This is a genomic window from Amycolatopsis sp. cmx-11-51, assembly GCF_047608665.1.
In the GTDB taxonomy this organism is placed as follows: Bacteria; Actinomycetota; Actinomycetes; order Mycobacteriales; family Pseudonocardiaceae; genus Amycolatopsis.
The window spans coordinates 88753-115015 of record NZ_JADNQO010000007.1; the positions used below are offsets into that span (position 1 = coordinate 88753).

The 26263-nt window shown below is 68.0% G+C and carries 22 protein-coding genes; 9 read left to right on the forward strand and 13 right to left on the reverse strand.

The features are described from left to right. Window positions 1-70: 70 nt before the first annotated feature. Window positions 71-367: a DUF1540 domain-containing protein gene (locus ACM6LU_RS23865; protein ID WP_016331847.1), complete on the reverse strand. Its 297-nt coding sequence runs from the start codon at window positions 365-367 to the stop codon at window positions 71-73. Further along, complete coding sequence (locus ACM6LU_RS23870; RefSeq protein ID WP_414939978.1) at window positions 354-659, reverse strand: hypothetical protein; 306 nt, start codon at window positions 657-659, stop codon at window positions 354-356. The genes ACM6LU_RS23865 and ACM6LU_RS23870 overlap by 14 nt, the downstream gene beginning before the upstream one ends. Window positions 660-1180: 521 nt before the next feature. Here ACM6LU_RS23870 and ACM6LU_RS23875 point away from each other — a divergent pair. The 4 genes from ACM6LU_RS23875 to ACM6LU_RS23890 all read left to right on the forward strand — a co-directional run bounded on the left by ACM6LU_RS23875 (window position 1181) and on the right by ACM6LU_RS23890 (window position 7223). Beyond that, complete coding sequence (locus ACM6LU_RS23875) at window positions 1181-1405, forward strand: hypothetical protein (protein WP_414939979.1); 225 nt, start codon at window positions 1181-1183, stop codon at window positions 1403-1405. A 99-nt stretch (window positions 1406-1504) separates the two neighbouring features. Continuing rightward, window positions 1505-3058 (forward strand): PQQ-binding-like beta-propeller repeat protein, encoded by a 1554-nt coding sequence (locus tag ACM6LU_RS23880; protein WP_414939980.1) that lies wholly within the window; start codon window positions 1505-1507, stop codon window positions 3056-3058. 365 nt (window positions 3059-3423) lie between these two features. After that, a complete protein-coding gene (locus tag ACM6LU_RS23885) occupies window positions 3424-3978 on the forward strand; it encodes a YbhB/YbcL family Raf kinase inhibitor-like protein (protein ID WP_414940195.1) in 555 nt (184 codons plus the stop codon). An 83-nt stretch (window positions 3979-4061) separates the two neighbouring features. Further along, a complete protein-coding gene (locus tag ACM6LU_RS23890) occupies window positions 4062-7223 on the forward strand; it encodes a BTAD domain-containing putative transcriptional regulator (RefSeq protein ID WP_414939981.1) in 3162 nt (1053 codons plus the stop codon). On the opposite strand, the gene ACM6LU_RS23895 is transcribed toward ACM6LU_RS23890, so the two are convergent. Next, entirely contained in the window at window positions 7207-7983 is a 777-nt protein-coding gene (locus tag ACM6LU_RS23895; protein ID WP_414939982.1) for an ABC transporter permease, read from the reverse strand. The two genes, ACM6LU_RS23890 and ACM6LU_RS23895, sit on opposite strands and share 17 nt — an antisense overlap. 11 nt (window positions 7984-7994) lie before the next feature. Continuing rightward, window positions 7995-8933 (reverse strand): ATP-binding cassette domain-containing protein, encoded by a 939-nt coding sequence (locus ACM6LU_RS23900; RefSeq protein ID WP_414939983.1) that lies wholly within the window; start codon window positions 8931-8933, stop codon window positions 7995-7997. Window positions 8934-9072: 139 nt separating this feature from the next. Here ACM6LU_RS23900 and ACM6LU_RS23905 point away from each other — a divergent pair, with 139 nt between their 5' ends. Next, window positions 9073-10290, forward strand: coding sequence for a cytochrome P450 (locus ACM6LU_RS23905; protein WP_414939984.1), 1218 nt, complete (start codon window positions 9073-9075; stop codon window positions 10288-10290). A 563-nt stretch (window positions 10291-10853) separates the two neighbouring features. On the opposite strand, the gene ACM6LU_RS23910 is transcribed toward ACM6LU_RS23905, so the two are convergent. The 3 genes from ACM6LU_RS23910 to ACM6LU_RS23920 form a co-directional block, all read right to left on the reverse strand. Next, window positions 10854-11225 carry a GntR family transcriptional regulator gene (locus ACM6LU_RS23910; RefSeq protein ID WP_414939985.1) on the reverse strand — a complete coding sequence of 124 codons (372 nt, stop codon included), beginning with the start codon at window positions 11223-11225 and terminating at the stop codon, window positions 10854-10856. Further along, entirely contained in the window at window positions 11225-11932 is a 708-nt protein-coding gene (locus tag ACM6LU_RS23915; protein WP_414939986.1) for a hypothetical protein, read from the reverse strand. Before ACM6LU_RS23915 ends, ACM6LU_RS23910 begins: the two co-directional genes overlap by 1 nt. 674 nt (window positions 11933-12606) lie before the next feature. Next, entirely contained in the window at window positions 12607-12891 is a 285-nt protein-coding gene (locus tag ACM6LU_RS23920; RefSeq protein ID WP_414939987.1) for a hypothetical protein, read from the reverse strand. A gap of 312 nt (window positions 12892-13203) precedes the next feature. Here ACM6LU_RS23920 and ACM6LU_RS23925 point away from each other — a divergent pair, with 312 nt between their 5' ends. The 3 genes from ACM6LU_RS23925 (at window position 13204) to ACM6LU_RS23935 (ending at window position 16006) form a co-directional block, all read left to right on the forward strand. Continuing rightward, window positions 13204-13908 carry a Crp/Fnr family transcriptional regulator gene (locus tag ACM6LU_RS23925; protein WP_414939988.1) on the forward strand — a complete coding sequence of 235 codons (705 nt, stop codon included), beginning with the start codon at window positions 13204-13206 and terminating at the stop codon, window positions 13906-13908. A gap of 77 nt (window positions 13909-13985) precedes the next feature. Further along, window positions 13986-14183, forward strand: coding sequence for a hypothetical protein (locus tag ACM6LU_RS23930; protein ID WP_414939989.1), 198 nt, complete (start codon window positions 13986-13988; stop codon window positions 14181-14183). 260 nt (window positions 14184-14443) lie between these two features. Next, window positions 14444-16006: an aKG-HExxH-type peptide beta-hydroxylase gene (locus ACM6LU_RS23935; protein WP_414939990.1), complete on the forward strand. Its 1563-nt coding sequence runs from the start codon at window positions 14444-14446 to the stop codon at window positions 16004-16006. 15 nt (window positions 16007-16021) lie between these two features. On the opposite strand, the gene fxsT is transcribed toward ACM6LU_RS23935, so the two are convergent. The 5 genes from fxsT to ACM6LU_RS23960 form a co-directional block, all read right to left on the reverse strand. After that, window positions 16022-20407, reverse strand: a complete 4386-nt coding sequence (fxsT, locus tag ACM6LU_RS23940) for an FxSxx-COOH system tetratricopeptide repeat protein (protein ID WP_414939991.1) — start codon at window positions 20405-20407, stop codon at window positions 16022-16024. A gap of 1 nt (window position 20408) precedes the next feature. Then, window positions 20409-21491 carry an AAA family ATPase gene (locus ACM6LU_RS23945; RefSeq protein WP_414939992.1) on the reverse strand — a complete coding sequence of 361 codons (1083 nt, stop codon included), beginning with the start codon at window positions 21489-21491 and terminating at the stop codon, window positions 20409-20411. A 13-nt stretch (window positions 21492-21504) separates the two neighbouring features. After that, window positions 21505-23316: a hypothetical protein gene (locus ACM6LU_RS23950; RefSeq protein WP_414939993.1), complete on the reverse strand. Its 1812-nt coding sequence runs from the start codon at window positions 23314-23316 to the stop codon at window positions 21505-21507. A 181-nt stretch (window positions 23317-23497) separates the two neighbouring features. Next, window positions 23498-24214: a S1 family peptidase gene (locus tag ACM6LU_RS23955; protein ID WP_414939994.1), complete on the reverse strand. Its 717-nt coding sequence runs from the start codon at window positions 24212-24214 to the stop codon at window positions 23498-23500. Between the two features lie 176 nt (window positions 24215-24390). Beyond that, the gene (locus ACM6LU_RS23960) at window positions 24391-24546 is read right to left on the reverse strand and encodes a hypothetical protein (RefSeq protein ID WP_414939995.1); all 156 of its coding nucleotides are present in this window, start codon (window positions 24544-24546) and stop codon (window positions 24391-24393) included. A gap of 16 nt (window positions 24547-24562) precedes the next feature. Here ACM6LU_RS23960 and ACM6LU_RS23965 point away from each other — a divergent pair, with 16 nt between their 5' ends. Beyond that, on the forward strand, window positions 24563-25024 hold the full coding sequence (locus ACM6LU_RS23965) for a sterol carrier protein domain-containing protein (protein WP_414939996.1): 462 nt from the start codon (window positions 24563-24565) through the stop codon (window positions 25022-25024). 2 nt (window positions 25025-25026) lie between these two features. On the opposite strand, the gene ACM6LU_RS23970 is transcribed toward ACM6LU_RS23965, so the two are convergent. Beyond that, complete coding sequence (locus ACM6LU_RS23970) at window positions 25027-26205, reverse strand: MFS transporter (RefSeq protein ID WP_414939997.1); 1179 nt, start codon at window positions 26203-26205, stop codon at window positions 25027-25029. Window positions 26206-26263 lie beyond the last annotated feature (58 nt).

The following is a 26263-nucleotide window of genomic DNA, read 5'->3' on the forward strand; positions in this document are numbered from 1 at the left end:
CGTGCGTGAAGGCCTCCTCCCTCGACTGAATCGAGGGAACGAGGCCTTCACGCACGAGTCACCGGCGCCGTTACGGGGCGTAGGTCAGGCAATTGGCGGCGTGGTCACCTTCGCCGGGTCCGACACGGACACTCGACGCGGTGCATTCCAGGGCGGAATTGTGACGGCAATCGGACCGGGAGCAGGCGCCGACCTGCGCGGTCACCCGATCGAGCCCGCCTTTCGTGTTCAGCGGGACAAAGGTTCCACAATCGGCCGACCCGTTGCCTCCGCCCACCGTGATGGCGAAAGCGTGACAGCCGTCGTGGTTGTAAGAACATCCGCTGACCGTGCATTCGTGGACAGCGGGCATTTCAGTGGTGGTCATAACGACTCCTGTGTTTCGTGGTGGTGGTGTCGTTCGGTATGACCAGGGTTACACCGGCCCGTTGCCGTGGCAATTCGGGAATTTCGTTCATGTCTGGCGAGCAGCCGTTCCAGCCAGGATTTCTTCGCGGTGAGACACGCTCGGGTGACAGCCGTTCGGGGGCGAGGTCGTAACAGCCGTGAAAAGCGCCCCAGGCACGCAGTTCCGCTTCGCCTCCGGCGGCCAAGATGGCACTGGCGTAGGCCACGGCCTCGTCGCGGGACACCTCGACCGCGCCGGCGTCGATGAACATCGGTGGCGACCCGCCGAGATCCGTGGCGCGGGCCGCGGCGGCATACGGCGAGACGTCGGGTGCGCCCCGCCGCTCCCGCCGAAACGGCGTCGTACTTCATCACCCATTCGGTGAGCGACGTACCGACGCACCATCCGCCGCCGTGCACGGGGTAGATCCCCAGCCCGCGGCCGCGGTGACCCGCACGCGCGAGGACCGAGACCCTGCTCGGCGCCGTAACCGGGCACCGACCTGCTCCCCGATGGACGGGAACTCCATCGCCCGATAGCGCTCCAGCTGCTCCGCCGACACGGGCAGCAGGGCGGCGAGTTCGATCGTGTGCGGGCTCCACCATCCGTCCGAGCCTGGCCACGCGGTGCCGACAAACCGTATACGCCGGGTCAGAGGTCGAGGCGGGAGACACGGCAGTACATTCGCCCCGGCTGCGCACCGATGTCGTCGCGCGTCTGATTTTCGTGGGTTGACCAGGCGCTGAACGGGTACCCACCACCGTGACCTTGGTATCGCGAGGAGGGAGCAGGATGCGTAGCCTCATCGCGCGCTGGAAGCGGAGAGGGAACACTCACGCGCTGGCTTGGACGCTGATCACCCTCGGTTTGGCCACGATGCTGTGGGTGTCGGGATTCCGAGCGTGGCCGGTCTATCTGACGGCGGTGCCGAGCGCCGTCGTCTCCGTTCTGCTGTGGATCGGCGTCGCGCGCACCCGCCGCCGGGTGGAGCCCATCGAGGAACAGCAGAGCGGGTGAGCGAGTCGGCGCGAGGTGTGGTCATTTCGACGGTCCCGCCGGGAGTCCGGCCGAGGGAGGATTTCCCGGTCGAGGCAGGCGGAGGCTGAGGGGCGGAACATGGGGGCGGTGGTCGCGGCGCTCGCCGCGGGCTGCGCGGTGGCGGCGGTGTTCCTCTCCGGCGGGGCGGCCCGCCCGGACCGGCCGGATCTCGAGGTGGCACTGGTCGCGGCGGCGTTGGTACTCGCGGCACTGCTGACATTCGGGAAGTCCAAAGGGGCGAAGATCTCCGCGGTGGTTCTCGCCGCCGGTGCCACGGGCTGGGCCATCTACTGCCTCAGTGCCGATCTCGGCAGCGGCACACCGGGTGTTTCGACGGCGGTACTCGCGGTCGCGGCCATCGTGTCGCTGGTGGCGACGGGGCTCCCCCGACCGGTTCGGTGGTGGCTCGCCGTCCCGCTGGTCGTCGTGCTCGCGGCGGGGACGGTGACCGCGGTGACGGTCGTGCCCACGCTGGCGGTGCGGTCCACGACGGCCGTTGCCATCGCGGCGCCCGCGCTCGCCGACCGGGTGGTGCCCTCACCGTGGACCTGGACCTCGCCGACCAAGGTGCTGGACGTGGTCGCGGCGGGCGCCGGGGTGGCGGTCGCCGGGACGGGCGGTGAGGTCACCTCGCTCGACGGGCCGACCGGCGCGGTGCGCTGGACCTACGCCCGCCCTGGAGCCCACGTACGCGCGCTCGTCCCCACGCCGGACCGGCTCTTGCTGCTGGCCGTCCACGCCCCCGGCGACGGCGGTACCGACCGCCACCACCTCGCGGTTCTCGACGCGTTCACCGGCGAACCGGTCAGGGAGACCCTGATCGAGGACGTACACGGCGCGGATCCGGTGGCACCGACCTCCACCGTGCTGCCGAGCCTCGCCAACTTGGGAGACGACAACTTCCGCGTCGACGCGCTCGACCTTCGCGGCGGGAACCAGCGGTGGTCCTGGCAGGCGCCCGAGGGCTGTGTCTCGCCGTTCGCGCTGCCCGCGAGTGGCCGCGACGTGGTGCTGGCGCCGCTGCTGTGCCAGGACCGGCTCAGCGTGCTCGGCCTGGACGAACGCACCGGCACGCCGCGCTGGGAGCATCGGCTGCCGGTGACGCGGCCCTCCGACGAGAAGGCCGACTACTACCTGCGCTCCGCCCCCGGCGGCGGCACCGTTTCCCTGACGCTGCGGTATGCCGGGCTGGCGACCGGCGCCAACACTGACGTCGTCCTCGACGCCGCCACCGGCACCATCGTGTCCACAATGGACCCCAGGGCGCCGAAGCGAATCACGCTCGGCCCGGTGGCCGTTTCGGAACGCGACGAGAACGGCAAGGTCACCTCGGCCACCCTGGACGGCGGGATGGCGGTCGACCTCGCCGCGTGCCCGGACCGGCGGGCGCACGCCACCACGCCGACGGCCTACCTGCGCCTGTGCGCCTCGCCCGGCGGCGGGATGGTGCTGCATCGGCAGGAACTCGACGGTTCGGCGCCGTCGACCCTCCCGATCGGCTGGCCGCCGCCCACCGAAACGACCGTCGGTCTGCTCACCGGAAGGGCACGCCACGCGCTCGTCCCCGCCCCTGGTGCCCTGGTCGCCGCCCGCGACGGGGATGCCCCGGTCGTCGGCTTCCCCGCCGGCTGAGCCGGTCAGAGGTTCCGGGCCTCGCCGAGGGCGGCTTTCCACGCGGCGAAGTAGTCCGGCGCGGTGCCCATCGGGACGTCGTCGAGCGTCCAGCCCCGCAGTGTCACGACGCGCCTGATCACGCGTGTCATCCATCTGATCACGCGTGTCGTCTGTCTAATCACGTGTGTCGTCCGTCTGATCACGCGTGTCGTCCGTTCGCCGGTGGGCGGCGGGGCCGGGAGCCGGTGAATTCACCTCGTTCGGCCCCGAAAGTGCGCTAGCCGCCGGAATCCGGAGTGCCTACGCTGAGTTGAGCGCGCGTGCACCCCTTCGCCTCACGGACCACGTATCGTCGGGAGACTTCAGTGAGAAGCACGAGAATCGTGTTCTGCGCTCTACTCGTCACCGGCCTGGCCGCTGTTTCGGCGCCGTCCGCGTCAGCGGAGCACCACGCGTTCACCTTGTCCAGCACCGCGTTCGCCAACGGCGGCGTGCTGCCCAAGGTCCACGAGTGCACCAGCGGCGGCGGGAACGACCCCGCCAAGAAGAACGAGTCCCCGCCATTGGCCTGGTCGGGCGCGCCCGCCGCGGCCAAGAGCTACGCGATCGTCATGCGCGACCTCGACAACGCCAACCTCATCCATTGGGTCATCTACGACATCCCGGTGGCCACGGCCTCGCTCCCCCAGAACGTCCAGCACGCCTACCGGCCTTCGGTTCCCGCGGGAGCGAGGCAGATCTACTACCGCGGGAGCGCGAGCCTCTACGGCTACCAGGGACCGTGCTCACCCTCGACAGTGAACACTTACGAGTTCGTCGCGCACGCCCTCAACCAGACGTCGCTCACCGGCCTGAACTCCAGTTCGTCGACCCAGACGGCCGCCAGGGCGATCACCGCGGCCTCGATCGGCTCGGCCAGGATCAGCGGCGAGTCGTAGCGCGGTGGCGTCGGCGGAATACCCAGAGCCATCCCACGTCCGCGGCCGGAGGCCCGCTGATCACCCGTGGCAAAATCGGCGCAATGCAGATCGGGATGCTCGGCCCCTTCGAGGTTCGCACGGCCGACGGCGTCCTCGCCGACGTTCCGGGCGCCCGGTTGCGCGGGCTGCTGATCGCCCTGGCGCTCGAACCGGGCCGGGTGGTCCCGAAGTCGGCGCTCGTCGACTGGATCTGGGGCGAGCAACCACCCGCCGACGCGACGAATGCCTTGCAGCGCCTGGTTTCCCGGCTGCGGAAGGTGCTTCCGGAAGGGGTCGTCGAAGCTCAGACCGACGGCTACCGGCTGATGGTGGACCCCGACGCCGTCGACGCCGTGCGGTTCGAACGTCTCCTCGGCCAGGCAGGCGGCGACGAGACACGGCGGTTGCGCGAAGCCCTCGCGTTGTGGCGCGGCGCGGCCATGCAGGACGTCGGCCTGCCCGACAGCGGCGCGTTCGACGCGGCGGTCACCCGGCTCGAAGGGCTTCGCCTGACGGCCATGGAAGAGCGGTTCGACGCGGAGATCGCCCTCGGCCACGGTGCGAAACTGGTCACCGAACTGACCGATCTGGTGGCCGCGCATCCCTTGCGCGAGCGGCTCGTCGCCGCGCTGATGCGGGCTCTCGCGGCGACAGGGCGCGACACCGAAGCGCTGCTCGTGTACCAGCGCACACGGGAAGCACTGGCCGACGCGCTGGGCGTCGACCCCTCGCCGGAACTGTCCGCCGTGCACGTCGCGCTGCTGCGGGGCGAGCTGGGACGGCGGCAGGAGAACCGCAAGACCAACGTGCGCGCCGAGCTGACCAGCTTCGTCGGCAAGGACGCCGATGTCGCCAGGGTTCGCGAACTGGTCGCCGAACAGCGCCTCACCACCTTGATCGGGCCCGGCGGTTCGGGAAAGACCCGGCTGGCCACGGAAACCGCGCGCGCTCTGCTCGGCGATCTGCCCGACGGCGCCTGGCTGGTGGAACTCGCGGCCATCGGCGCGGACGGTGACACGGGGAGCGGGCCCGAAGGGCAGGGGGGCGGGAACAATATCGCCCAGTCCACGCTTGCCGCACTCGGGCTCAGGGACGCCTTGCTCGGCGACACGCCGAGCGCCGAACCCACCGACCGGGTCATCGCCGCGATCCGCGAGCGGGAAGTCCTGCTGATCCTGGACAACTGCGAGCACGTGATCGAGTCGGCCGCGGCCTTCGCGCACCGCGTGCTCGGGGAATGCCGCCGTCTGCGGATCCTGGCGACGAGCCGGGAACCGCTCGGTATCACCGGTGAGGCGTTGTGGCACGTCGTGCCGCTGGCCCTGCCGGACCGGCACGCGGATCCCGCCGAGATCGAATCCTCCCCCGCCGTCCGGTTGCTGCGGGACCGGGCGAGCGCGGTGCGCACGGATTTCGTGGCCGACGAGGCCACGATGGCCACGATGGCGCGCGTGTGCCGGGTCCTGGACGGGATGCCGCTGGCGATCGAACTGGCCGCGGCCAGGTTGCGCACCATGTCCATCGACCAGCTCGCCAACCGGCTCGACGACCGCTTCCGTCTGCTGACCGGCGGCAGCCGGATCGCGTTGCCCCGGCACCGGACGTTGCGTGCGATGGTCGACTGGAGCTGGGAGCTGCTGACCGACGCCGAGCGGACGGTCCTGTGCAGGCTCTCGGTGTTCTCGGGCGGGGCGAGCCTGGAAGCGGCCGAGCGGGTCTGCGTCAGCGAAGCCGTCGAGCAGTACGAGGTACTCGAATTGCTCACCGCGCTGACCGAAAAGTCGCTGCTGGTGGCCGCGGGCGACGAAGCGCCGCGCTACCGGATGCTCGGCACGATCAAGGAGTACGCCGCGCAACGGCTCGCCGAGGCGGAGAAAACACTGCTGGCGCGGCACGCGCACCTCGCCTATTTCACCGAGCTCGCCGAGGCCGCGGAACCGATGCTCCGCCGTGCCGAGCAGCTGGACTGGCTCGCCAAGCTCAACGCCGAGAACGACAACATCAGTTCCGCGATGCGCGGCGCCCTCGCGGCGGGCGAGGCGCCGGCGGCGATGCGGCTCGCGGCGGCCTGTGGCTGGTACTGGTGGCTCAGCGGGCACCGGTCGGAAGGCATGGAGCTGGTCAGCGCGGCCGTCGGAACGCCCGGCGAGGTATCCGACGAGGTCAGGGCCGTGGTGTACGGACTCGTCTCGCTGTTCGTGAGTTCCGGTTTCGCCGACGAGAACACCGCGGCGAAGTGGATCCACGAGTCGTACCGGCTCGGCCGGAACAACGAAGCGAATCACCCGCTGCTGGGACTCATCGTCCCGCTGGAACGCATGTTGCGGGGCGGCGATACGTTGTCCGCCTGGGAACCGGTGCTGGAGGACGAAAACGCCTGGGTCCGCGCGCTGGGCAGGCTGCACCTCGGCAAGATGCGGATCACGCTCGGCTACCCCGGGCCGGACGCGGAAACGTGTCTCGAGCAGGCGCTCGCCGAGTTCCGTGCCCTCGGCGAACGGTTCGGGATCTCGTTCGCGCTGACCGAACTGGCGGACCGGCTCGCCACGCGCGGAGACTTCGCCACCGCCTGCGAGTACTACGAACAGGCGGTCGCGGTCGTGGCCGAGGTCGGTTCCGTCGAGGACCTCATCCGGCTGTGGTCGCGGCAGGCCCAGCTGTACTGGCTGATGGGCGATGAGGAGTCCTGCGCGGCCGCTTCGGCCGAGGCGGAGCGGCACGCCCAACGGGTCACCTGGCCGGGGGCGCTGGGCATGCTGGCCCTTTCCAGGGCGGAACTCGCCCACTGGCGCGGCGAAACGGAAGAAACTGCGCGGCAACTCGCCCTCGCGACGACCGTGATGGGCGAGGAAGCGGATCTGGGGCACGTCCGCGCCATCACCCACGACCTGCTGGGTTACCTCGCCGAAGACGTCGAGGAGTCCCGCTCGCACCGTGAGTCGGCTTTTCGGGCGGCGGCTGAGGTGCGGCACGTTCCCCTGGTCGCCCACATGCTCGTCGGGGTCGCGGACCTGGCGCTGCGCCGCGACGAACCCTGGCAGGCCGCGCGGCTGCTCGGCGCGGCCGACGAGCTGCGCGGGCTGCCGGATCGTTCGCGCCCGGACGTGGCCCGGATCGAGCAGGCAGTGCTGCGCCGCCTCGGCGAAGCGAAGTTCGCGGAGGCGGCGCGAGAGGGCGCACGGACGAGCTGGACCGAGTTGGTCGAAGTCACGCTCGCTTCTTGAACGTCGAGGACGCCCACAGGTACCCGGCGAGCGCGATCCCGACGCACCACCCGAGGGCGGGGATCACGTCGCCGGCGGCCGGTGCCCCGTCGAGGAGCCCCCGCAGTGTCTCGATGATCGGCGTGAAGGGCTGGTACTCCGCGAATTCCCGGAGTCCGGGCCCCATCTTCTCCGCCGGCACGATCGCACTGCTGAAGAACGGCAGCATGACCAGCGGCACCGAGGCCATGCCCGCGGTTTCCGGGGACTTCGCCGCCAAGCCCAGTGCCACCGTGAGCCAGCCCGCCGCGAAACCGAGCAGCACGATGATCCCGGCGACGCCGAGCCAGTCGAGGAAGCCCGCGGCCGGGGCGAAACCCAGCAGGAAGGCCACACCGGTGAGCGCCACGATCGCGACCAGGTTGGTCAGCACACTGGTGACGACGTGCCCGGTCAGCACCGCGCCCCGCGAGACGTCCATGACCTTGAAGCGATTGATGATGCCCTTCGTCATGTCGGAGTTCACCGCCGTCGCGGTGGCCCCGAGCCCGTAGCAAACGGCCAGCAGCATCAATCCCGGTGTCGCGTAGTCGACGTAGTCGACGCCGACGCTGAACGCGTCTCCGAACACGTACACGAACATCAGCATCATCACGACCGGCATCAGGATCGCGTTGAACACCGACGTCGGGTTGCGGGCGAGGTGCTTGAAGTTGCGGCGCAACATCACCATCGAGGGGGATTTGGCGCGCCTGGTCGGGGTGCTCGTCCGAGTGGTCATGTTCTGAGTTGTCACTGTGCTGCCTCCGTGCTGCTGTGGCCCGTCAGGGCGAGGAAAACGTCATCGAGATCAGGGGTGTGGACGGAGAACTCGTCGGCGGCGATCGTGTACTCGTCGAGCCGGTCCAGCAGTGCCCGCAGGGATTTCGTCCCGCCGTCGCTGGGGACCCGCAAGGCCAGTGCCTCGTCGTCCCGGGTGGAGCCGGGGAAGATCCGCGCCGCCGTGTCGAGTTCGGCGACGGTGGTGAACCGGAGCCGGACGTGCGTGCCGGGCATCTGGCGTTTGAGTTCGTCGGCGGTGCCCTGTGCGACCAGGCGGCCCTGGTCGAGGACCGCGATCCGGTCGGCGAGCTGGTCGGCTTCTTCGAGGTACTGGGTGGTGAGGAAGATGGTCACGCCGTCGGCCACCAGCTCGCGGATGATCGACCACATCGTGCGGCGGCTGCGCGGGTCCAGTCCCGTGGTCGGCTCGTCGAGGAAGATGATCCGCGGGTTCCCGACGAGCGTCATCGCCAAGTCCAGTTTCCGGCGCATCCCACCGGAGTAGGTCGACGCCTGCTTTTTCGCCGACTCCACCAGGTCGAAGCGTTCCAGCAACTCGGTCACGACCCGTTCGCCACCGCGGGAGTTCCGGTTCAGGTCCACCATCAGCCGCAGGTTCTCCTGCCCCGTCAGCAGTTCGTCCACCGCCGCGAACTGGCCGGTGACCCCGATCGCCGCGCGCACCGCCTTGGCCTCGGTCACGAGGTCGTGCCCGGCGACCCTGGCCGCCCCGCCGTCGGCCTTCATCAAGGTGGTCAGGAGGTTCACCGTGGTCGTCTTGCCTGCCCCGTTCGGACCGAGCAATGAGAAGATGGTGCCCGCGGGGACTTCCAGATCGATGCCGTCGAGCACGACCTTGTCTCCAAAGGTCTTACGCAGCCCGGAGACCGCGATCGCTGTTTCTGTCATGGGAGCAACAGTGGACGGCGGGTCTGACACGCCCCCGCCACGGCGCTGACACGAGCGGCGCCGACGTCAGCGCCGTGTCAGCCCGGTGTCAGGCCCCTCGGTGATCGTGGTCGTCACAACCACCACGAAAGGCGACCCGATGACTCAGCCGGTTCCCGTCCCGCAGGGCCTCCCCATGCAGCGCGACGCGGGTCCCTTCGACCCGCCCCGCGAGATCACCCGGCTGCGTGAAGCCCGCCCGGTGAGTCCCATGGTCTTCCCCGACGGTCACGAGGGCTGGCTCGTCACCGGCTACGACGAGGTCCGGCAGATGATGGCCGACCCCCGGTTCAGCTCCCGCCAGGACATCGGCATCCTCCACCTGCCGTACGAGACCCCGGGAATGCCCGCCCAGACCGAACCGTCCCCGCCGATGCCGGGCATGTTCGTGGCCATGGACCCGCCGGACCACGGCCGGTTGCGGAAGCGGCTCACCGGTGCCTTCACCGTGAAGCGGATGAAGCAGCTCGAAGAGCACATCGTCGAGATCACCGAACGGCACCTGGAGGCGATGGCCGCCCTCGTCCCGCCGGTCGACCTGGTCAAGGAATTCGCGCTGCCGGTGCCATCGCTGGTGATCTGCGAACTGCTCGGGGTCCCCTACGAGGACCGGGAAAACTTCCAGGCCAACTCCGCCCAGCTCATGGTCAGGGACCAGACGCTGGAAGAGAAGATGGCCGCGTTCATCGGGATGAACACGGTTCTCACCGAACTGGTCACGCGCAAACGCGAGACGCCCGGCGAAGACATCCTGTCCGACCTGGGCCGCTACGACGACCTCACCGTCGAAGAGCTGGCGGGCGCCGCGTTCCTGCTGCTGCTCGCCGGCCACGAGACCACCGCGAACATGCTGGCGCTGGGCACTTTCGCGCTCCTGGAAAACCCCGTGCAGCTGGCCGAACTGCGTGCCGACGCGGAACTGCTCCCCGGTGCCGTCGAGGAACTTCTTCGCTACCTGTCCGTCGCCGACATCTTCTTCCGCTACGCCACGGAAGATCTCGAACTCGGCGGCGAAACGATCCACGCGGGTTCGACCGTCATCGTGTCGCTGCTGGCCGCCAACCGCGACCCGCGGCGTTTCGAAGACCCCGACGTCTTGGACATCCACCGCAACGCCCGCGGTCTCCTGTCCTTCGGCCACGGTATCCACCAGTGTCTCGGGCAGCAGTTGTCGCGGATCGAGATGCGTGCGGGCTTCGAGGGCCTGCTGCGCCGTTTTCCGTCCCTCGCGCTCGCCGTCCCCGCCGACGAGGTGAAACTCAAGACCGACATGAACATTTACGGCGTCCATGAATTGCCGGTGACCTGGGCCACGTGAAGACCCTCCTTCCCCAGTACATGAAGGCCCCTTCCTAGCGCCTGGCGCAGGGTCCCGGCAAAGTCGCAGGTCTTGCGGGACAGGCGTTATTCGTCGCTATGCGATCCCGGAGCTTGATCAACAGAGGTTCAGGGACATGCCCCCTCCGGCCTACGCGCGAGCGACCCTCACCGGCACTAGCGATGCCAAACCCGGATCACCACCAGCAGCTCTGCGACTTTGCCGGGACCCTGGCGCCAGGCGCGAGGAAGGGGGCCCTCATGTACTTCCAGAGAGCGCCGGGGCCTGAGGCTCGTGCACGAGCCGTGAGTCACCGAATACTGCACGATCGGGCAACCACCGTGTAGCCATCGGAACAGCAGCTACGGGACCTGCTCCGCGTCGAACTCGCCGAGGTCCTCGGCCACCCGGCTCCGTGGACTGACCGGACTGGAGCTGTCCGCACGCGTCCTGTTCGACCACCCGACCGTCACGGAACTCGCCGAGCTCCTGCGCGAACGGCCAGGGCGAGTGCGGTGATCTGCTGTCTCCAAGCGGAAAGTGCAACTCGATGGACGCCGGGTTCAGGCCTCGTCCAGCGCGGCGGCGGCAGCGGCCAGCGCGGCGGCGGGGTCGGCGCCGAGTTCACGAGCGGCGCGGGCGTACTCGTCCGCCGCGGCCCGCAGGAGCGCGGCTTTGCCGGGACGGTCGGCGGTTTCGGCGACGACCGTGCCCTTGGCGCGAGCGGTGCGCACCCAGCCGCCCTCTTCCAGTTCCCGGTAGACCCGGGCCACCGTGCCCGAAGCCAGCGCCAGATCCCTGGCGAGTTGCCGGATGGGCGGCAGCCGGGTGCCCGGGGCCAGCGCGCCGGTGGTGATCAACCGGACGATCTGGTCCCGGACCTGCCGCCACGGCGCGATCCCGAGATCCGTGTCGACGACGACCTTCAGCGACATCAGACCGCTTCGGCCCGCGATCGGTGGGCGAGGTTGTACCAGCCGGCGAAGCCGGCGACGACCAGGATCCACGAGACCAGGTTCGTCACTTCCGGGATCGCCAGTGTCACGGTGGCGGCCAGGCCCAGCCCCGCGGCCACCCTGGCACTGCGCACCCGCAACGCACCGTCCGCCACACTGTCCCCTGTGGACGGTCGGCGCACCGCGAGCAGGATGACCAGCCAGGTGACCGCTGAGACGGCCGCGGCGATTCCGAGCAGCCCCCACCACCGATGGACCACGAGCCAGGCCGCAGCCGCCGCGACGATCGCCGCGTAAGTGATCAGACCCCAGACGGGAATGAGCCCGCGTACCGAACGCCGGTCCAACCCGGCCTCACGGCGAGCACTCTTCCGCGGCCGCTGCGCCAGCACCTCGGCGATCAGCGCGCCGATGAGCAGGGTGGAGAGGAAGAACGACGTGGTGTCGCCGCGCACTCCGGCGAGATCGGCCAGCACCGGCAAACCGAGGAACAGCCACGGGTACCAGAACCGGCGGCGCCGCAGATAACGCACGGCTTCGGCGACGTCGGACGGCGAGGGATCGTCGACGCCCCACCGGTGCAGCACCTTCTCGCCCTGCTTTTCGCCCGGCCACAGCAAGATCAGGAGCAGCAGCCCGAGCAGGCCCATGAACAGGGCCACGGCCACGATGTTGTCGAACGGCACGATCAACCTCCCTTGTATCAAGCTCATGATACAAGGGAGCGGGGTACGGGGCAGGATGAGCTTTCATCACCGGCGAGCTACTGGCGGGTTGACGATGCAGGAATCGGAACGTCAAATCTCCCGACTTCCACATCGTCGCGAAATCGCTCCGTTCTCGGGCCTTAGGTGGCGGCGTCCTGGCGCGGCCGGGCAGATCCGACGGCCAGTTGGCCGGAAAGAGGCGTCACGATGACGCTGCCCTCACAAAAGCAACCTCAGTGTCGTCAGGCATCTTCCTTTGGGGCACGGAATTCTGCCCGATCGGTCAGGCCCAGCCGAGCGGGGCGACCTCCGCCGCGGAAGTCCACGGGCCGCGCCCGCCCGCCTCGGTGAGGGCGCGGAAGCGAACATAGCGGGCTCGCGCCGGCCAGAAACGAAGGGTCTTCGGGACGCCGTCGTCGGGGGAGGTTCTGGTGGCGACCGGCCCTCCAGAAGCTGCGTGAACCCGTTCGATCGTGTTCGAAACTGCGGCTTTAGCACGACTATCGAGCAGATAGAACACAGTCGCCTACTCGGTTGATCGGAGCAACAAGACGCGACTTTCGACTGACGACACCGCGGTGGGGGCCGCCCCCCTTGAACGGCCCCCACCCGGTTTCACCCGGCCGAAACCGGCCGGACGCTCTTCGTGGCACTCATTTCCCATTCCCGGATCGCCGGGACAAGGCCGTCAGCGAGAGCGCCATGACGAGCGCCCAGATCACGGCCACCATCGAGGCACCCCCGAACGTGATCGCCGTGACCGCGGCCGCCGTCGCGATCAACCCACCGACGGGTGACACATAACAAAGTCCCAGGGGCCCCAAGAACAGAGCCCACAACAACGCCGCCTTCACGGACTTGGCCGGCGGACGGGGAACCGGGTACCGGCCAGGGCCGGCGACCTCGTGGTCGGCGCCCTGGTACCACCCGCCGGACATCAAGGGCGGGTGCGGCGCGAAGAAAGCCGGTCTTCGCCCGAACGCCTTGGGCGTCCGCAAATCCTCTCCGGCCGGTGCGTGGCGGTGATCCTTCGGCCGTTTCATGACACTTTCGGCACTACGCATGACATCCTCCCCCGTCGCCGGCCCGAGGCCTGGTGAAGTCACCTCTTGCCTGGCACAATTACCGGTTGCGGTTCGAAACTTCCGGGTCGTTCTGCCTACTGACCATGCTGACGAATCGGGGGAGTGACTGATGCGTCATATGGAACACAGCGCCGATCCGGTTCCCGCGGAACCGACGGCGCCGGGATGACCGGTTCCGCCACGGGTGAGTACGGGATCTGGCGACGGCTGACGCCCACCGAGCAAGCCGCTCTCCGCGACGCGGGCCATCTGAAGGTGTGGCGCCCCGGCCAGATCCTCGCCCTCCAAGGCAGTCCGCCCACCAGTATGTTCATCGTCCTGCGCGGCTGGGTGAAGATCAGCGCCACCAACTACCGCGGCGAAGACGCCCCCCTCGCCGCCCGCGGGCCCGCGGAAATCGTGGGCGAACTGGCGCCGATCAGCGGACTCCCCCGTTCCGCCACCATGTCGGCGATCGACGAGGTGCACACCCTCGTCGTGTCGAGGGAGAAATTCCTCGGCGTGCTGCGCGACCGGCCGCGTATCGCCGAAGAGATCTTCCGTACCGCCGCGATCCGCCTCCAGCAGTCCGATCGGCTGCGTCTCGAATCCGGCGGGCCGGATTTCCCGCAACGCCTCGCGGCGGTACTCCTGGAACTGGCACTCCAGCACGCCCTCGACTGGACGGACGAGAAACAGGTCGATCTCCATTTCAACCAAGGGGAACTGGCGGGCTTCGCCCGTGTCTCGCGTAGCACCCTGATCCGGGGCCTCGAAGAACTCCGGCGACTGGGCGTGGTGCGCACCGCCCGCCAGCGCGTCACCATCACCCGCCCTCGCGCACTCCGAGACCTGGCCGCCGGACGGCCACCACCGGCAGGAGGGGCCTGAACAGTCACGGAATCTCGGCTATCCTTGTCAAGGTTCGACTCTCGCAACCGTTTCACGGGGTGGAGGGAATCGGCACGATGAGTTCTTTCTCGACAAGCACGGAACCGGACATCGAATCCACGGTGATCGATCTCGACGCGGTCTCGTTCACCGCGTTACGGGATCTGGACAGTGAAGCCTTCCGCCATTCGGCGCACCACGTCGTCGAACGCACAACGCGATCTCGCGCGCGTTATCGGTCTGCGGGCAATTCCGGCGGTGAGCGGATCGACTGATGGTTCCACCGGCCGAGGCTCGCCTCGCCTTCCACCGGCTTCCCTGGCGTGATTTCGACGCGTTCGCGCGACTCGAGGGCGACGAGGACATGGCTCGCCGCCTGCGTCGCGCCGAAAGAAGCCGACGCAAACTGTTGATCCACGCGCTACTGACCGAAGCCGCGAAGAATCCAGATCAACTGCGGCCCTTGCCACCGCTCGACTCCGCTTGGGAACTCCTGGCGCGGGCCGAAGCCCGAGCGCCCCGTGCAGTGCACAGAATGATCACCAATCCGTACACCGGGAGCTGGGCGGGCTATACGACCCGCCTGCTGCGCAACGGAACGGGCGGTGTCGGTCCACTGTGGATCCACCTCGGCCACGCGCACGCGATCGCGGCCGCCGCGGCGATCCGGGCGGAGCTGGACTTCGAGGCCCGCGTCCCGATGTGGCACGGCGACACCATACTTCCTTCTCTCGGCATGGCCTGTTTTCCCGCCACCGAGCCGTTCTCCGTGGCCACGGTCCGCGGCGTCGGCGGCCGGTACTTCGTGTCCGCCGCCGAAACCACGGTCCGCCTTCCGAGCAATCCCGGCGCCGACGGCCCCGGCTGGCGGAGCATCCGGCGGGTGCGGAGCCAAGCGGGCTCACGCCGGTTCACCCTGTGGCTGGACGATCTCGACCCTTATCGCGGCCTCTACGAACCGATCCCACCGGATCGGATCCCCGGTAAGGACTTCGCGAAATGGCAGCTGCTGATCGACGAGGCCTGCCGTCTGATCGCCGTCCATCTGCCCGGGCTGGCCAGGATCATGCCGGTCGGGCTGGTGTCGCTGGTGCCGAAGCCACCGGAGTTGTTCCGGAATCCGAGCGCGTCGACCGGGGAGGCGTTCGGCAGCGCGGTCGTCGGCCTGCCAACCGATGGCGCGGCGCTCGCCGCCACCCTGATCCACGAATTCCAGCACATCACGCTCGGCGGTCTGCTGCACCTGGTCGAGTTGTCCGAGCCGGATCCCCGCGAGCGGATCTATGTGGCGTGGCGGGATGATCCGCGGCCCATAAGCGGCGCGCTGCAGGGCGTCTACGCCTTCTTCGGTGTCACCGCGTTCTGGCGAGCACTCGCCAGAGCCGGCCTTGATTCCCGGCGCGCGGAGTTCGAATTCGCCTACTGGCGCAGGCAGACCTGGCACACCCTGCGAGCACTGCGTGCCGACCCGGTCCTGACCGATGCCGGACGTCGTTTCCTCGATGGCGTGGCCGAGCGCCTGGGTCCGTGGCAGGACGAGACCGTATCAACCGAGGCCAAGGAACTCGCCGCGGCCGCCTGCCGTGATCATCTCGCGGGCTGGCGTGCCCGCCATCTGCGCCCGGACCCGGCGACGGTCGCCGAAGTGGCGGAGGCTTGGCTGAGTGGCCGTTCCCGGCCACCCGTCACCGCCGACGAGACCGGCCTGCCACCGACGCCGGTGCCGGACGGATCCTGGTCCCACGCACGAATGGACCTCATCCGGCTGACGGTCGGTGCCGCGACCCCGCCCCTGTCTCCGGACGAACAGCGGGCGGTCCCCGATGCCACGGCCGCCGACTTCGCCTACGTACGCGGAAACTTCCGTGAAGCGATCGAGGGTTATCGTGCCGAACTGGCCGTTGACCCCGACAGGCCGACCTCCTTGTCCGGGCTGGGCCTCGCGCTGTCCGCACGAGGCCCGCACCCGGCCGCCCGAGCCCTGCTCCACCGTCCTGAACTCGTCCGGGCGGTGCATCGGCATCTGCGCGGCACCACTCCGCGACCACCGGCCGTGGAGCGGCTCGCCTCCTGGATGGGCCAGCTCGTTCCGGGCTGACCGCCGCCTCCGCCGCTACATCAACATCGGGTCGATGTCGCAGTTCGCCCGGTCACCACGGATCGCGCCCTGTGTCGCGGGGTGTGCTTCGCCGAAGACCCGGCGGTACGTGGCCACGATCGATTCCTGGAGAGACGCGGCCTCATCGGCCCGGCCGTCGGCTACGAGGTCCGAGCCGAGGTTGAAGATCGCCGCCAGCACGGTGGGGTGTTCCTCGCCGAGCACCTGACCACCACGCTCGACCGCGTCCCGGCCCAGTTCGATCGCCTTGCCGACCTCACCCAACGCGGCGAGATCACTCGCCAGGTTGATCGTGGTGATGACCGCGTACGGATGATCCGGGCCGATACTGGCCCGGAGGTACTCCAGAGCGCGCTCGTCAAGGTCCCGCGCGGCCGCGACGTCACCCTGGAGCCGCAACGTCACCGCGAGGTCGACGCTGGTGGTGAGGGTGTGCGGGTGGCGCTCACCGAGACCACTCCGGTACCGATCGAACGTCTGTTCACCTAGCTCCTTCGCCGCGGCGAGATCGCCGGTGTGGCGGAGATCGATCGAGTGGGCGAGCGCGCAGCACATCGTGACGGAGTGGTTGTCGCCATAGGCGAGCCGCAGCCGCCGCAACGCTTCCGCGGACAGGGCGAGCGCACCGGTGTGGTCACCGTCCTTCCGGCGGGTCACCGCGAGCAGGAAGGAGTTGACCACCCAGCCGATCCGCTCCTCGCCGTGGCGTGCCCGGTAGTTCTCCGTGAGCCTCTCCTGCCGGACCCGGGCCTGGCCGTACTCACCGGCCTCACGCAGGTCCACGATCAGCGAACTGTTCGAGTTGGAAGTGCGGTCGTGGTCACGGCCGAGCACCTCGCCTCGCCTGCGGAGGGTGTCCTCGTCCAATGTCGCGGCCGCGCGGTAGGCACCGGACAGCCGGAGGCTGATCGCGTGCTGGTACGCGGCGTTGAGTGTCTCGGGGTCGTCTTCGCCGAACATGCGGACGGCTTTGTGATAGATCTCTTCGCTCAATTTGGCGGCCGCGGAAAAGTCGCCCTTGGCGCGAAGATCGATGGTGATGTTCCGCTGCAGTGCGAAGGTCTCCTCGTTCTCCTCGCCGGATACCTGGAGACGAAGCGCGAGGGTCCGCTGGTTGAGCTCCGCGGCCTCGACATAGCGACCGATCGCCCACAGGTAGAGCCCCAGCCTCGACGACACGTCCAGTGTCTGCGGATGCGTGGGGCCGAGGGTCTCGGTGAGTCGCTCCCGCGCCTGGAGACCGAGCCGGGCGGCTTCCTCGTGGTCCCCGTAATCGAACAGATAGCGCATCAGGTTGATGTAGAGCTGACGCGGCCAGCCGTCGTCACAGTCCAGCACGTTCGCCGCATACGCGTGGGGGAGCAATTCGCGGTAGCGAGGCCAATGCCTGCTCGACTCGGGGTCGTTCGGATCCAGCGCGGCGAGCAGCTGGTGGGCACCGTGCTGCATTTGCGCGTGCACCTGCCGGGCCATCACCCGGTTACGCAGCACCAGCTGGACCAGCCGGTGCAACTGAAGGGTGTTGTTGCCGTGGTCGATCTTCGCCAGGCCGTACCTGTTGATGTCACGGATGGCCCTCGCGAGTTTGATCGGCTCGCGAAGCGCGGAGTCCAGCTCCGGGGAAATGGACACCCGGCTGACCCCGGTGAGCAGATCACGCGAGATCGGCTCCGGGGAGAAGAACGCGCAAATGTGCAGGATCTGATGTGCCGCCGGGTTGCGGGTCTTCAGCTCCTCGAACGAAACGTTCCATGCCGCGGCGACGGACACCTCGTAGTCAGGCGCCGTCGCGGTGTCGAGGATTTCTTCGACCGATTCGTCGAACAGCCGCAGATACTCCCGCACGGGCATCCCGGTCACCGCTCGCCAGGCAGCCGCCTGTTCGACCGCCAGCGGCAGGTCGCCGAGCTTCTCCGCGAGTTCGTTGGCCTCCCCTGGCGCGATTTCCGGGCCGCGGCGACCGAGCAGTTCGATGCTTTCGTCACGCTTGAACACCGCGAGTTCGAGCGGGCGGGCGATACCGGCCCAGTCGGAGTTCCGGGAGGTGATCAGGATTTCGCCGGGCCCGTTGCGGGGGAAGAACGGCAGCACGGAGTCAGGGCTTTCCGCGGCGTCGAAGACCAAGAGCCAGCGGCGGAACGGGCGTCCGGTGCGCAGTGCCTCGATCACCGCGGGCACCGCGATGTTGGCCTCCGACGCGCCGGGGATGCCGAGGAGGCGGGCCAGTTCCGTCAGCCCGGCGCGGATCTGGGTGGGGTGTGCGGCGTCGATCCACCAGACGAGATCATAGTCCTGTAGATGTCGATAAATGTATTCGGCGGCCATCTGCGTCTTGCCGATACCGCCGAGTCCGTGGAGCGCCGAAGGCAGTACGGCGGTGGTGCCACTGCTGAGCCGCCTGGTCAGTTGTTCCAGCAACTCGTCGCGACCGGTGAAGTTCGGATTACGCGGAGGCACGTTCCCGAACACCAAGGGAGGATCATCGGCCTGACGCGCCGGAAAACTCCGAGTCGTGTCCGAAGCGGAGGGATGCGCGATCCTGGTCGTCGGTTCATTCGAATCGGGTTCGCCGAGATGGGACGACCGACCCTCCGTCCTCTGCGTCGAGACGGGGGGACTTTCGGCCAGCTCAGGCATCTTGGGGCTCTCAGTCTTCATTGAGGTCTTGTTTGGTTCGGATTCGAATGCAGGGGGACCTTGCCGCTGTATCCGATCGGCCCGTGAAAGATACGGGCCCGAGAGAGCGCGAAGGAGCGCGCTCTCCAGCTCAACGTCGGCCGACGACTCGTGGGTAAGTACCGGATCCGGGGTGTTGTGCGGGTCGGCGATAGCGTCTCGGAGGTGGCCGAGCAGCGGAATCCGTTCACCGAAATGGGTGGCCGCCACTCGTACGACACTCGCCGTTTCCGAACGCCTCGCACCGCTGAGCAACAATTCACGGACTGCCTTGGGAAAGGCGAAGAGTCCACCTTTGTCCCAAGTGGACTGCCCTTCCTTAAGTCCGGGAGAGTACATGATGCCCGAGACGAGGAGTTCAAGGAGGTGCTCGAGGCCCGCTTCCGGCACAAAGCGCTGTCCCACCACCTTGACGACGTCCAGCCGGACCGGTACGGCCGCGAGCAATTGCGCCAAGCGTAGCGCCGCGGGCGAAGCCACGCTCCTGAAATGCCGAACCCTCTCGAAAGATGACAAAGTTACCGACGGGTCATCGGATTCGGCGGGAGAAATCCGTTCCGTGGTAAGCACGACCGTACCTTCGGCCACGCCGGCGTTTTCGCCGGTCATCAACCCGGCCCACCAGGCCAGCGCGCTCGGCCGCAGTTCGAGCACCGGTACCGGCACGGTCCCGGCCGGCACCGCCGAATCGGGTTCGAGCCAGGCGTCGGCGAGGTCGAGGCCCCAGAGATCGTTGGGAGCCAACGGGTTCGGCACCCGCAACCGGGCTTTGCGGGGACTCATGCCGCAGCGTCCCCATAGCCAGTGCGGGAGCAGATGCACGATACTCACCGGGATCGTCCGGCCCCAGCGGGCCAGAAGCGGGTACAGCACATCCTTCTTCTGCCAGGCATCGCCGACACCATCGGTCAGCAGGAGGACCACGCGCCGCCCCGAGGAATCCAGGATCTCGTTCGGGTCGCGGGCGGGTGCGCCGGGCGTGCCGCCACGGAGAACGAGATCCTCCCGGCCATTTCCCTTCGCGGTTTCCAACAGACGGACCTGAATGGTACGAAAAGCACCCACCCGATTGAGTAATTCGATGAACGCCGACACCCGGGGGTGCCACAACGCCATCGAGGGCCCGTTGTCGAGGACGAGCGTCAGGTCCAGCCAGCGCTCTGTCTTCGGTCGGGTGACCGGCCACCACCGGCCGGTCTCGGCTGCCCGGACGGCGGTCGCCTCTTCGTCCAGGACCACCTTGTGGAATCGCCGGGAAATCGTCTCGCGTTTCAATGTTCTCAGCGCGCGGAAGTACTTCAACGACTCGGGTAGCGCGACACCGCCTGTTCCCATGCCGTCCACCGTCGGTTCGGGCAGGTCGGCGGGAACGGTGCCGATCTCCACGACCCCGTCGCCTTCGCCCGATCCTGTCTCCTGGACCACGGGAGCCTGGAATCGTCTGGGTGCGGGCGGTGGGTCGCCCCGGCGTTCCGGAGGCGAGTTGCGAATCCGAACGTCGTTCTCGACAGCGGGCTCCGGTTCCTCGGCGGGGCCTGGCGCGGGCGTGTCCGCGGGGGTGATGGCAGCGGCCAGCCACACGATGTCCGCGACATCGGTCCAGCTCAGGTCCTCGAACTCGAACCGCTTGGCACCGCTGGGAAAGTCGACTGTTCGCGCCGCACCGGCAGCACGCGAGTCGGGGACACCGCCCGGCCCGCCCATGTCACCGCACCGTCAGTCGTTGCCAGAGAGCGTCCACCAACCGCGGCCACGCCTCCTGATCCGGCTGATACGCGCCAGACGTCGCGAGGTAGACGGCATCGAGCAACCGGTCGGTCGGCAGGCCGCCTTCCGCCTTGCTCCGTTCGGCGAAGTCGCGGATGAGTGTGTCGCGGTGTTCGCCGTCCTCGCCGACCAGGTGACTGGCCACGATCGCGGCGAGCTGGTCGTGATCCGGGTTCTGGATCCGCAATTGCAGGCACCGGCGCAGGAACGCGGGCGGGAACTCCCGCTCCCCGTTGCTGGTCATGATGATGATCGGGAAGGCGCGGCAAGCGATCCGGCCGTCGCGGACGACGGTGGTGCGCTGCGGGTCGGCGGTGTGCACGATCGCCTCGGGATGGCGATTGCGCGCCCTCGCCAGTTCCTCGATCGCGAATTCGCCGTCCTCGAAGATCGACAGCAAGTCGTTGGGCAGATCGGCTTCGGACTTGTCGAGTTCGTCGATCAACAGCACGCGCGGCAGCCTGCTGGGAAGGAACGCGGTGCCCAGCGGGCCGAGCCGGACGAAATCCCCGATCGGTGGCTCTTCCGCTTCTTCACCGGTTTGCGCCTGCTCGGTCGCCGCCGCCTGTACCCGGCCGATCGCGTCGTAGCCGTACAGACCGGAACTCAAGGCCGTGTGACTGGTGATCGCCCAGCGCAGCACCCGGCCGAGACCGAGTTCCCTGGCGATCCGATAGGCGAGGCTGGACTTCCCGGTGCCCGGGTTCCCGGTGACCAGCAACGGGCGCCGCAGGTAGAGGGCGGCGTTGACCATGTTCAATTCGCTCGCGTCGATGTCCTGCTCGGAAAGCGTGAACGCGGTGCCGAGCCGGCGCTCCGCCTCACCGTCGTCCGGCGGCGGCACGTCGTGCTCCGGCGGCGGGTCACCGCGGTAAGAACGCCAGGGTGGTGGTGCGGGGAGGATCTGCGCGAGGTCGATGTCGTGGATCGGCCTGCCGGTGCCCCGATAAATCCACCAATCGGGTGCGTCCGGTGTCGTCGCCCGGCCGTGCACGGTCGCGTCCTGATCGTTCACGCTCATCCGCGGTATCCCCCTACGGTCGAGTCGGGATCAACGGTTGGTCGAGAACAATTACACGCTCCGGATCGTCCCATATTACCACCAGATCGTGAGCCAGCGATTTCTTGACCGGTACGGCCGCGCCCGAATTCGCGAGTTTGCGGCGATGCGGCAGTTCCCGCAAACCGTGCTTCGTGCCCAATACCCAGTCCAGCAGCTCGCGCAGACTCTCCGGCTCGGCGTCCGGATGCCACAGGATCACCGGCAGGCCGCTGCGGAGGGCGCTCGTCAACTCGTCCGGTGCGGCATCCGGTTCCGCTTGGGGGGACGGTGGTTTCGCCAGCACCACTCCGACCCAGTGTTCGTCGCTCAGTATCGCGTCGATCGGGTGATCCCCGGACTCCGCGCCCCCGGAATAATGCAGCCGGTCGGGTGAGGGGTCTTTCGCCATCGAGTCCCAGCGAACGCGCCATTCGCGATGCCAATGCTTCGCCCGCATCCTCTCCAGTGATCTTATTCCCAGCCGGTACCCGTACCGCAGCGGCTGTGGCCTGCCGGTCCCGTGTTCTTTGGACCACCGCTGGACCGGCAAGGTGATCAAGGCGCGCGGCAACAGGAATTCCACCGACGCGGACACGCTCTGACCGGACCAGACTCTCTCAGTCTCCAGGATGACGTCATCGACCTCGAACTCGACCCTGTCTATCGCGATTTCCCGAACTCCGGCCAGCGCGGGAGGCCACACTTCCGGGTCATCCTGACGCCAGAATGCGAGAGTGCATCGCGTCGGATCCGCGGAAACCGGTTCCAGCATGATCAGTAAATGAAGATGGGGGTTTTCCGGAATCGGCGGCCTGCTCTGCCGTTGATGACCGAGTGCGGGCACGATGCGCAACGACCGAGCCTGGCCGTCGATCCAGCTGAGGATCATGGCCCCCACCTCGCCGCCGACGTGTTCGGCCAGCAGTCTCAGAAACGTTACGGAGGGCGGAATTCCGTCCGGGCCGGCGTTGAAGTCGGCGAGCAGACGGAACGCGCTCCAGGCGTCGGTGACACCGTCCAACCGGGGCACCGGAATAGCGGGTCCGAGCGCACGACTCATCATGACCGCCAGATGGGGGACATCCATTTGGGTCAACCGGCGGTGCAAATCCACCAGATCCTTGCGGGGGATCAAATCGAGAACATCGCCGTTCGGGTCGACGGGAAGCCGGCCAACCGACGGTTCGGGTTCGAAAGCGCGCAGTTTCGGAACCGGCTCGACGAGCTCGCCGTGTAGTCGCAAATAAGCCGTTCCGGTGAAAGTCTTCACCGAAACCGGTATCGGTCGGTACAACTCGGGCAACAGGCCAGGATCCGACGCGATGACGTCGTCGAAAAACCGCTTCGAAGAGATGAAAGCGATCATACCGCCGGATCTCGCGAACGCGTCCTTCGCCAGTTGGGCGTCCAGGATGCGGAAAGCGGTGTCGACCGCCTCGCCGACCCATCCGTTCCCGTCGTTCAGCACTTCACCGGAGTTGAGGCTCACTCGCAGCCTGATCTGCGCCTGCGGGGTCCGCGTGTGGTTGTGCCGGAGGAGGGCGACCGACATGCGGTCCGGTAGCCGGTCGACGACGAGGCTTTTGGTCGTGCCGGGCGGTAACAGGATCAGCGCGCCGTCGCCGCGATCCTCCGCCGCACAGGAATCGAAATCGACACCGCTCTCACCGAACGCGGTCTTCAGCACCTCGTACATGCCTTGGCGCACGGCCAGCCTGTCGAGGGGGTTCCGGTCCGGGGAGGTGAAGCCCTCGACGTCCACCACGACGATCGTGCGGTCGAGAGCCTGCGTCGATTGCGCCACTGGCCCCCTCCCAAGGTCCACGGCGCCGACCCACCGGCGCCGACCGCCACATTATCGCGTCGATCGCCCCCGAGTTGGGTATCAGATGACAAATAAGTCAGCCATTACCGTGCCGGTGATTTCCTCACCACGAACGGGGCCCTCCCCGACCGCGCCGGGGAGGGCTCCGTTTTCACCGGGGTCAGACGCCGGCGACCTGCTGGATCCACGAGCGGTAGCGGGTGATGTTGGTGTAGGCGGTGTTGTTCGACCGGTCACTGGTCGAGGCGACACCGACCTGGCGGCCGCCGGAGAACATCGGGCCGCCCGAGTCACCGCCGGCGGTGATGCCGTCGACGCGGTTCGCGCACACCGCGACGCCGCCGTGGTAGTCGCCGCAGTTGACCGAGTTCACCCGGACGGTGGCGACCTTCAGGTAACGGGACTGACAGTTGATCTCGGAACCGCACTGGCTGGTCGCGCCCCAGCCGTAGACCTGCACGTTCTGGCCGACCGCGACATTGCTCGTGGTGCCGAGCGGCGCGTAGGTGGCGTTGACCGAACTGGTCAGCCGGACGATGGCGAGGTCCGCGCCCGAGTGGCGGGTGATGGTCGACCCGGTGGCCATGGTGCCACCGCTCTGCTGGTCGAGGCTGCCGATCCGGAAGGTGTACCTGCCGCTGCCGGCGACACAGTGCTTCGCGGTGAGGATGTACTGCGGCGCGATGATCGTCGCGCTGCAGTTCTGCTGGCCGTTCACGAACAGCCGGGCCGCCCAGGGACCGCTCTGCGCGTACTGGCCACCGATGATCATCGGCTGCGCGCCGGAAGGCTCGGCGGCGGTCGCGGCGGGGGCGGTCGAGCCGAGCAACGCCATGAAGGCGGTGCCGGCCAGCAGGACGAGGGAGCGCAGTCGCATGTTCCGACTCATTTCTGCGGCCGGTTCACAGCCGCGTCAGTGGGGACGAACGCGCTGATTCTGTGTCGTGCCAAGGGAAGCCGGAAACCGACGAAAGTTCGCGTTGGCTACCTATTTATGTTCATGACGGCCGAAGGCGTTTTTTGAGTATCCGGCGAAGATCATTGAGTAGTGCCTCACCCGCCGCGCAGGCGCCACGCGGTGAGGCCGACCCTGGGCCTGGTCGAGCCGCCTGGCTCGGTCAGGTCGATGGCCACACTCTTCCCGATCCCCTGCTCGCCGAACTCGGCGAAACCCCGCGCCGGGCCCGGCAAAGCGCTTGACCCGGCCACGGGACGGCGATGCACTGTGCCGAGGGAGATCCGTGCCACCACCGACGAGGACTACGACGTCTCCGTCCTGCTGGCCTCGGAGGCGCTGCTCTGGCAGCTCGAGGACTTCCGTGCCGCGGAGGTCAGCGAAGACACCGACTGGCTCTGGGTGCGGCTGCTGGACATCCCTCGCGCGCTCACCTCGCGTGGCTGGTTCACCGACGGCGAGCTCGTCCTCGACGTCGACGACCCGGCGCTCGGCGAGCACGGCCGCTGTCTGCTGACCCGGCCGGGAGGGCAAGGCCGAGTGCGTCCCGACGAACCTGGAGCCCGACTGTCCCTGGACGTGAGCGACCTCGGCTCGATCTATCTCGGCGGAACCACCCCGAGCAAGCTCATTCGCGCCGGACACGTCCGGGCCCACCGCCCGGACGCACCCGCGCTCGCCGACGCCCTCTTCCGTGCCGAACGTTCCCCGCATTGCCTGCACTGGTTCTGACGCTAGGTCCTGACCCGGCGGGTGCCGACCGTGAAGAGCAGTGAAGCCGCGGTCAGCACCACGCCGAACCACACCACGCTGGTGATGCCGGCGTTGTCCGCCAGCAGTCCCGCGAACAACGCGCCGAGTGCGATGGAAGTGTTGTACGCCAGAGTGTTGAGCGACATCGCGGCCTCGAACGTGTCGGGTGCGGATTGCTGCGTCATGGTGAGCTGGCTCAATTGCACGACACCGTAGGACAAACCCCAGAGCACCAGCGCGATCATCACCCCGGCCTGGCCATGGCCGATGGTGAGCAGCAGTACCAGCGACACCACGAGCGAGACGGCCCCGACCGTGAAACTCGCCAGCACGTTCTTCGACACGAAATAGCCGGCGACGAAGTTCCCTGCCGCTCCCCCGAGGCCGAAAACGACCAGGCACACCGTGATGAAGGTGGGCGACGCCGAGGAATCGCCTTCCAGGAAGGGACGGATGAAGGTGTAGACGCCGAAATGCCCGAGCACGAACAACACCACGGTGATCAGGACCGAGCGCAGGCGGACGTTCACCCGCGGCAGGCTGAAGACCTCGCGGACCGAAACGGCGTTCGCCGAAGGCAGCGACGGAACCAGGATGACGACGGCGAGGAAGACCAGGACACTGAGCCCGCTCCAGATCAGGAACGTGGTCTGCCACCCGGTGAGGCTTTCCAGGATGGTGCCGAGCGGCATGCCCAGCACCGTGGCGATCGAGATACCGGACATCACGACCGCCGCCGCCCGGTTCGCGTGGCGGTCCGGGACGATCCGCATCGCCATGCCGACGCCGATGGCCCAGAACGCCCCGTTGGCGAAGCCCATGACGAGCCGCGTCGCCAGTACCAGCGGATAGCTCGGCGCGAGGGCGGTGATCAGGTTGCCGACGGCCAGGATCGCGAGCAACGTGGAGAGCAGGACGCGCCGGTTGATCCGCCGCGTCCACGCGACGATGAACGGCACGCCAAGGCCTGCCGAGACACCGTAGAGCGTGACCATCAGGCCGGCGACGCCCACCGAGATGCCCAGACTGGAACTCACCGGCGTGAGCAGGCCGACGGGCATCAGTTCGGTGGTGAGGAAGACGAACAGGCTGGCGGTGATCGCGGCGACCCCGGCCCAGCCCTTCAGGGTGGAATGCGCGCTTTCGGTTCGGTTGACCATTTTCTTTTCTCTCGATTCACGAGCATGACGAAGAAACCCCTGCGGCAAGCGGGACAGC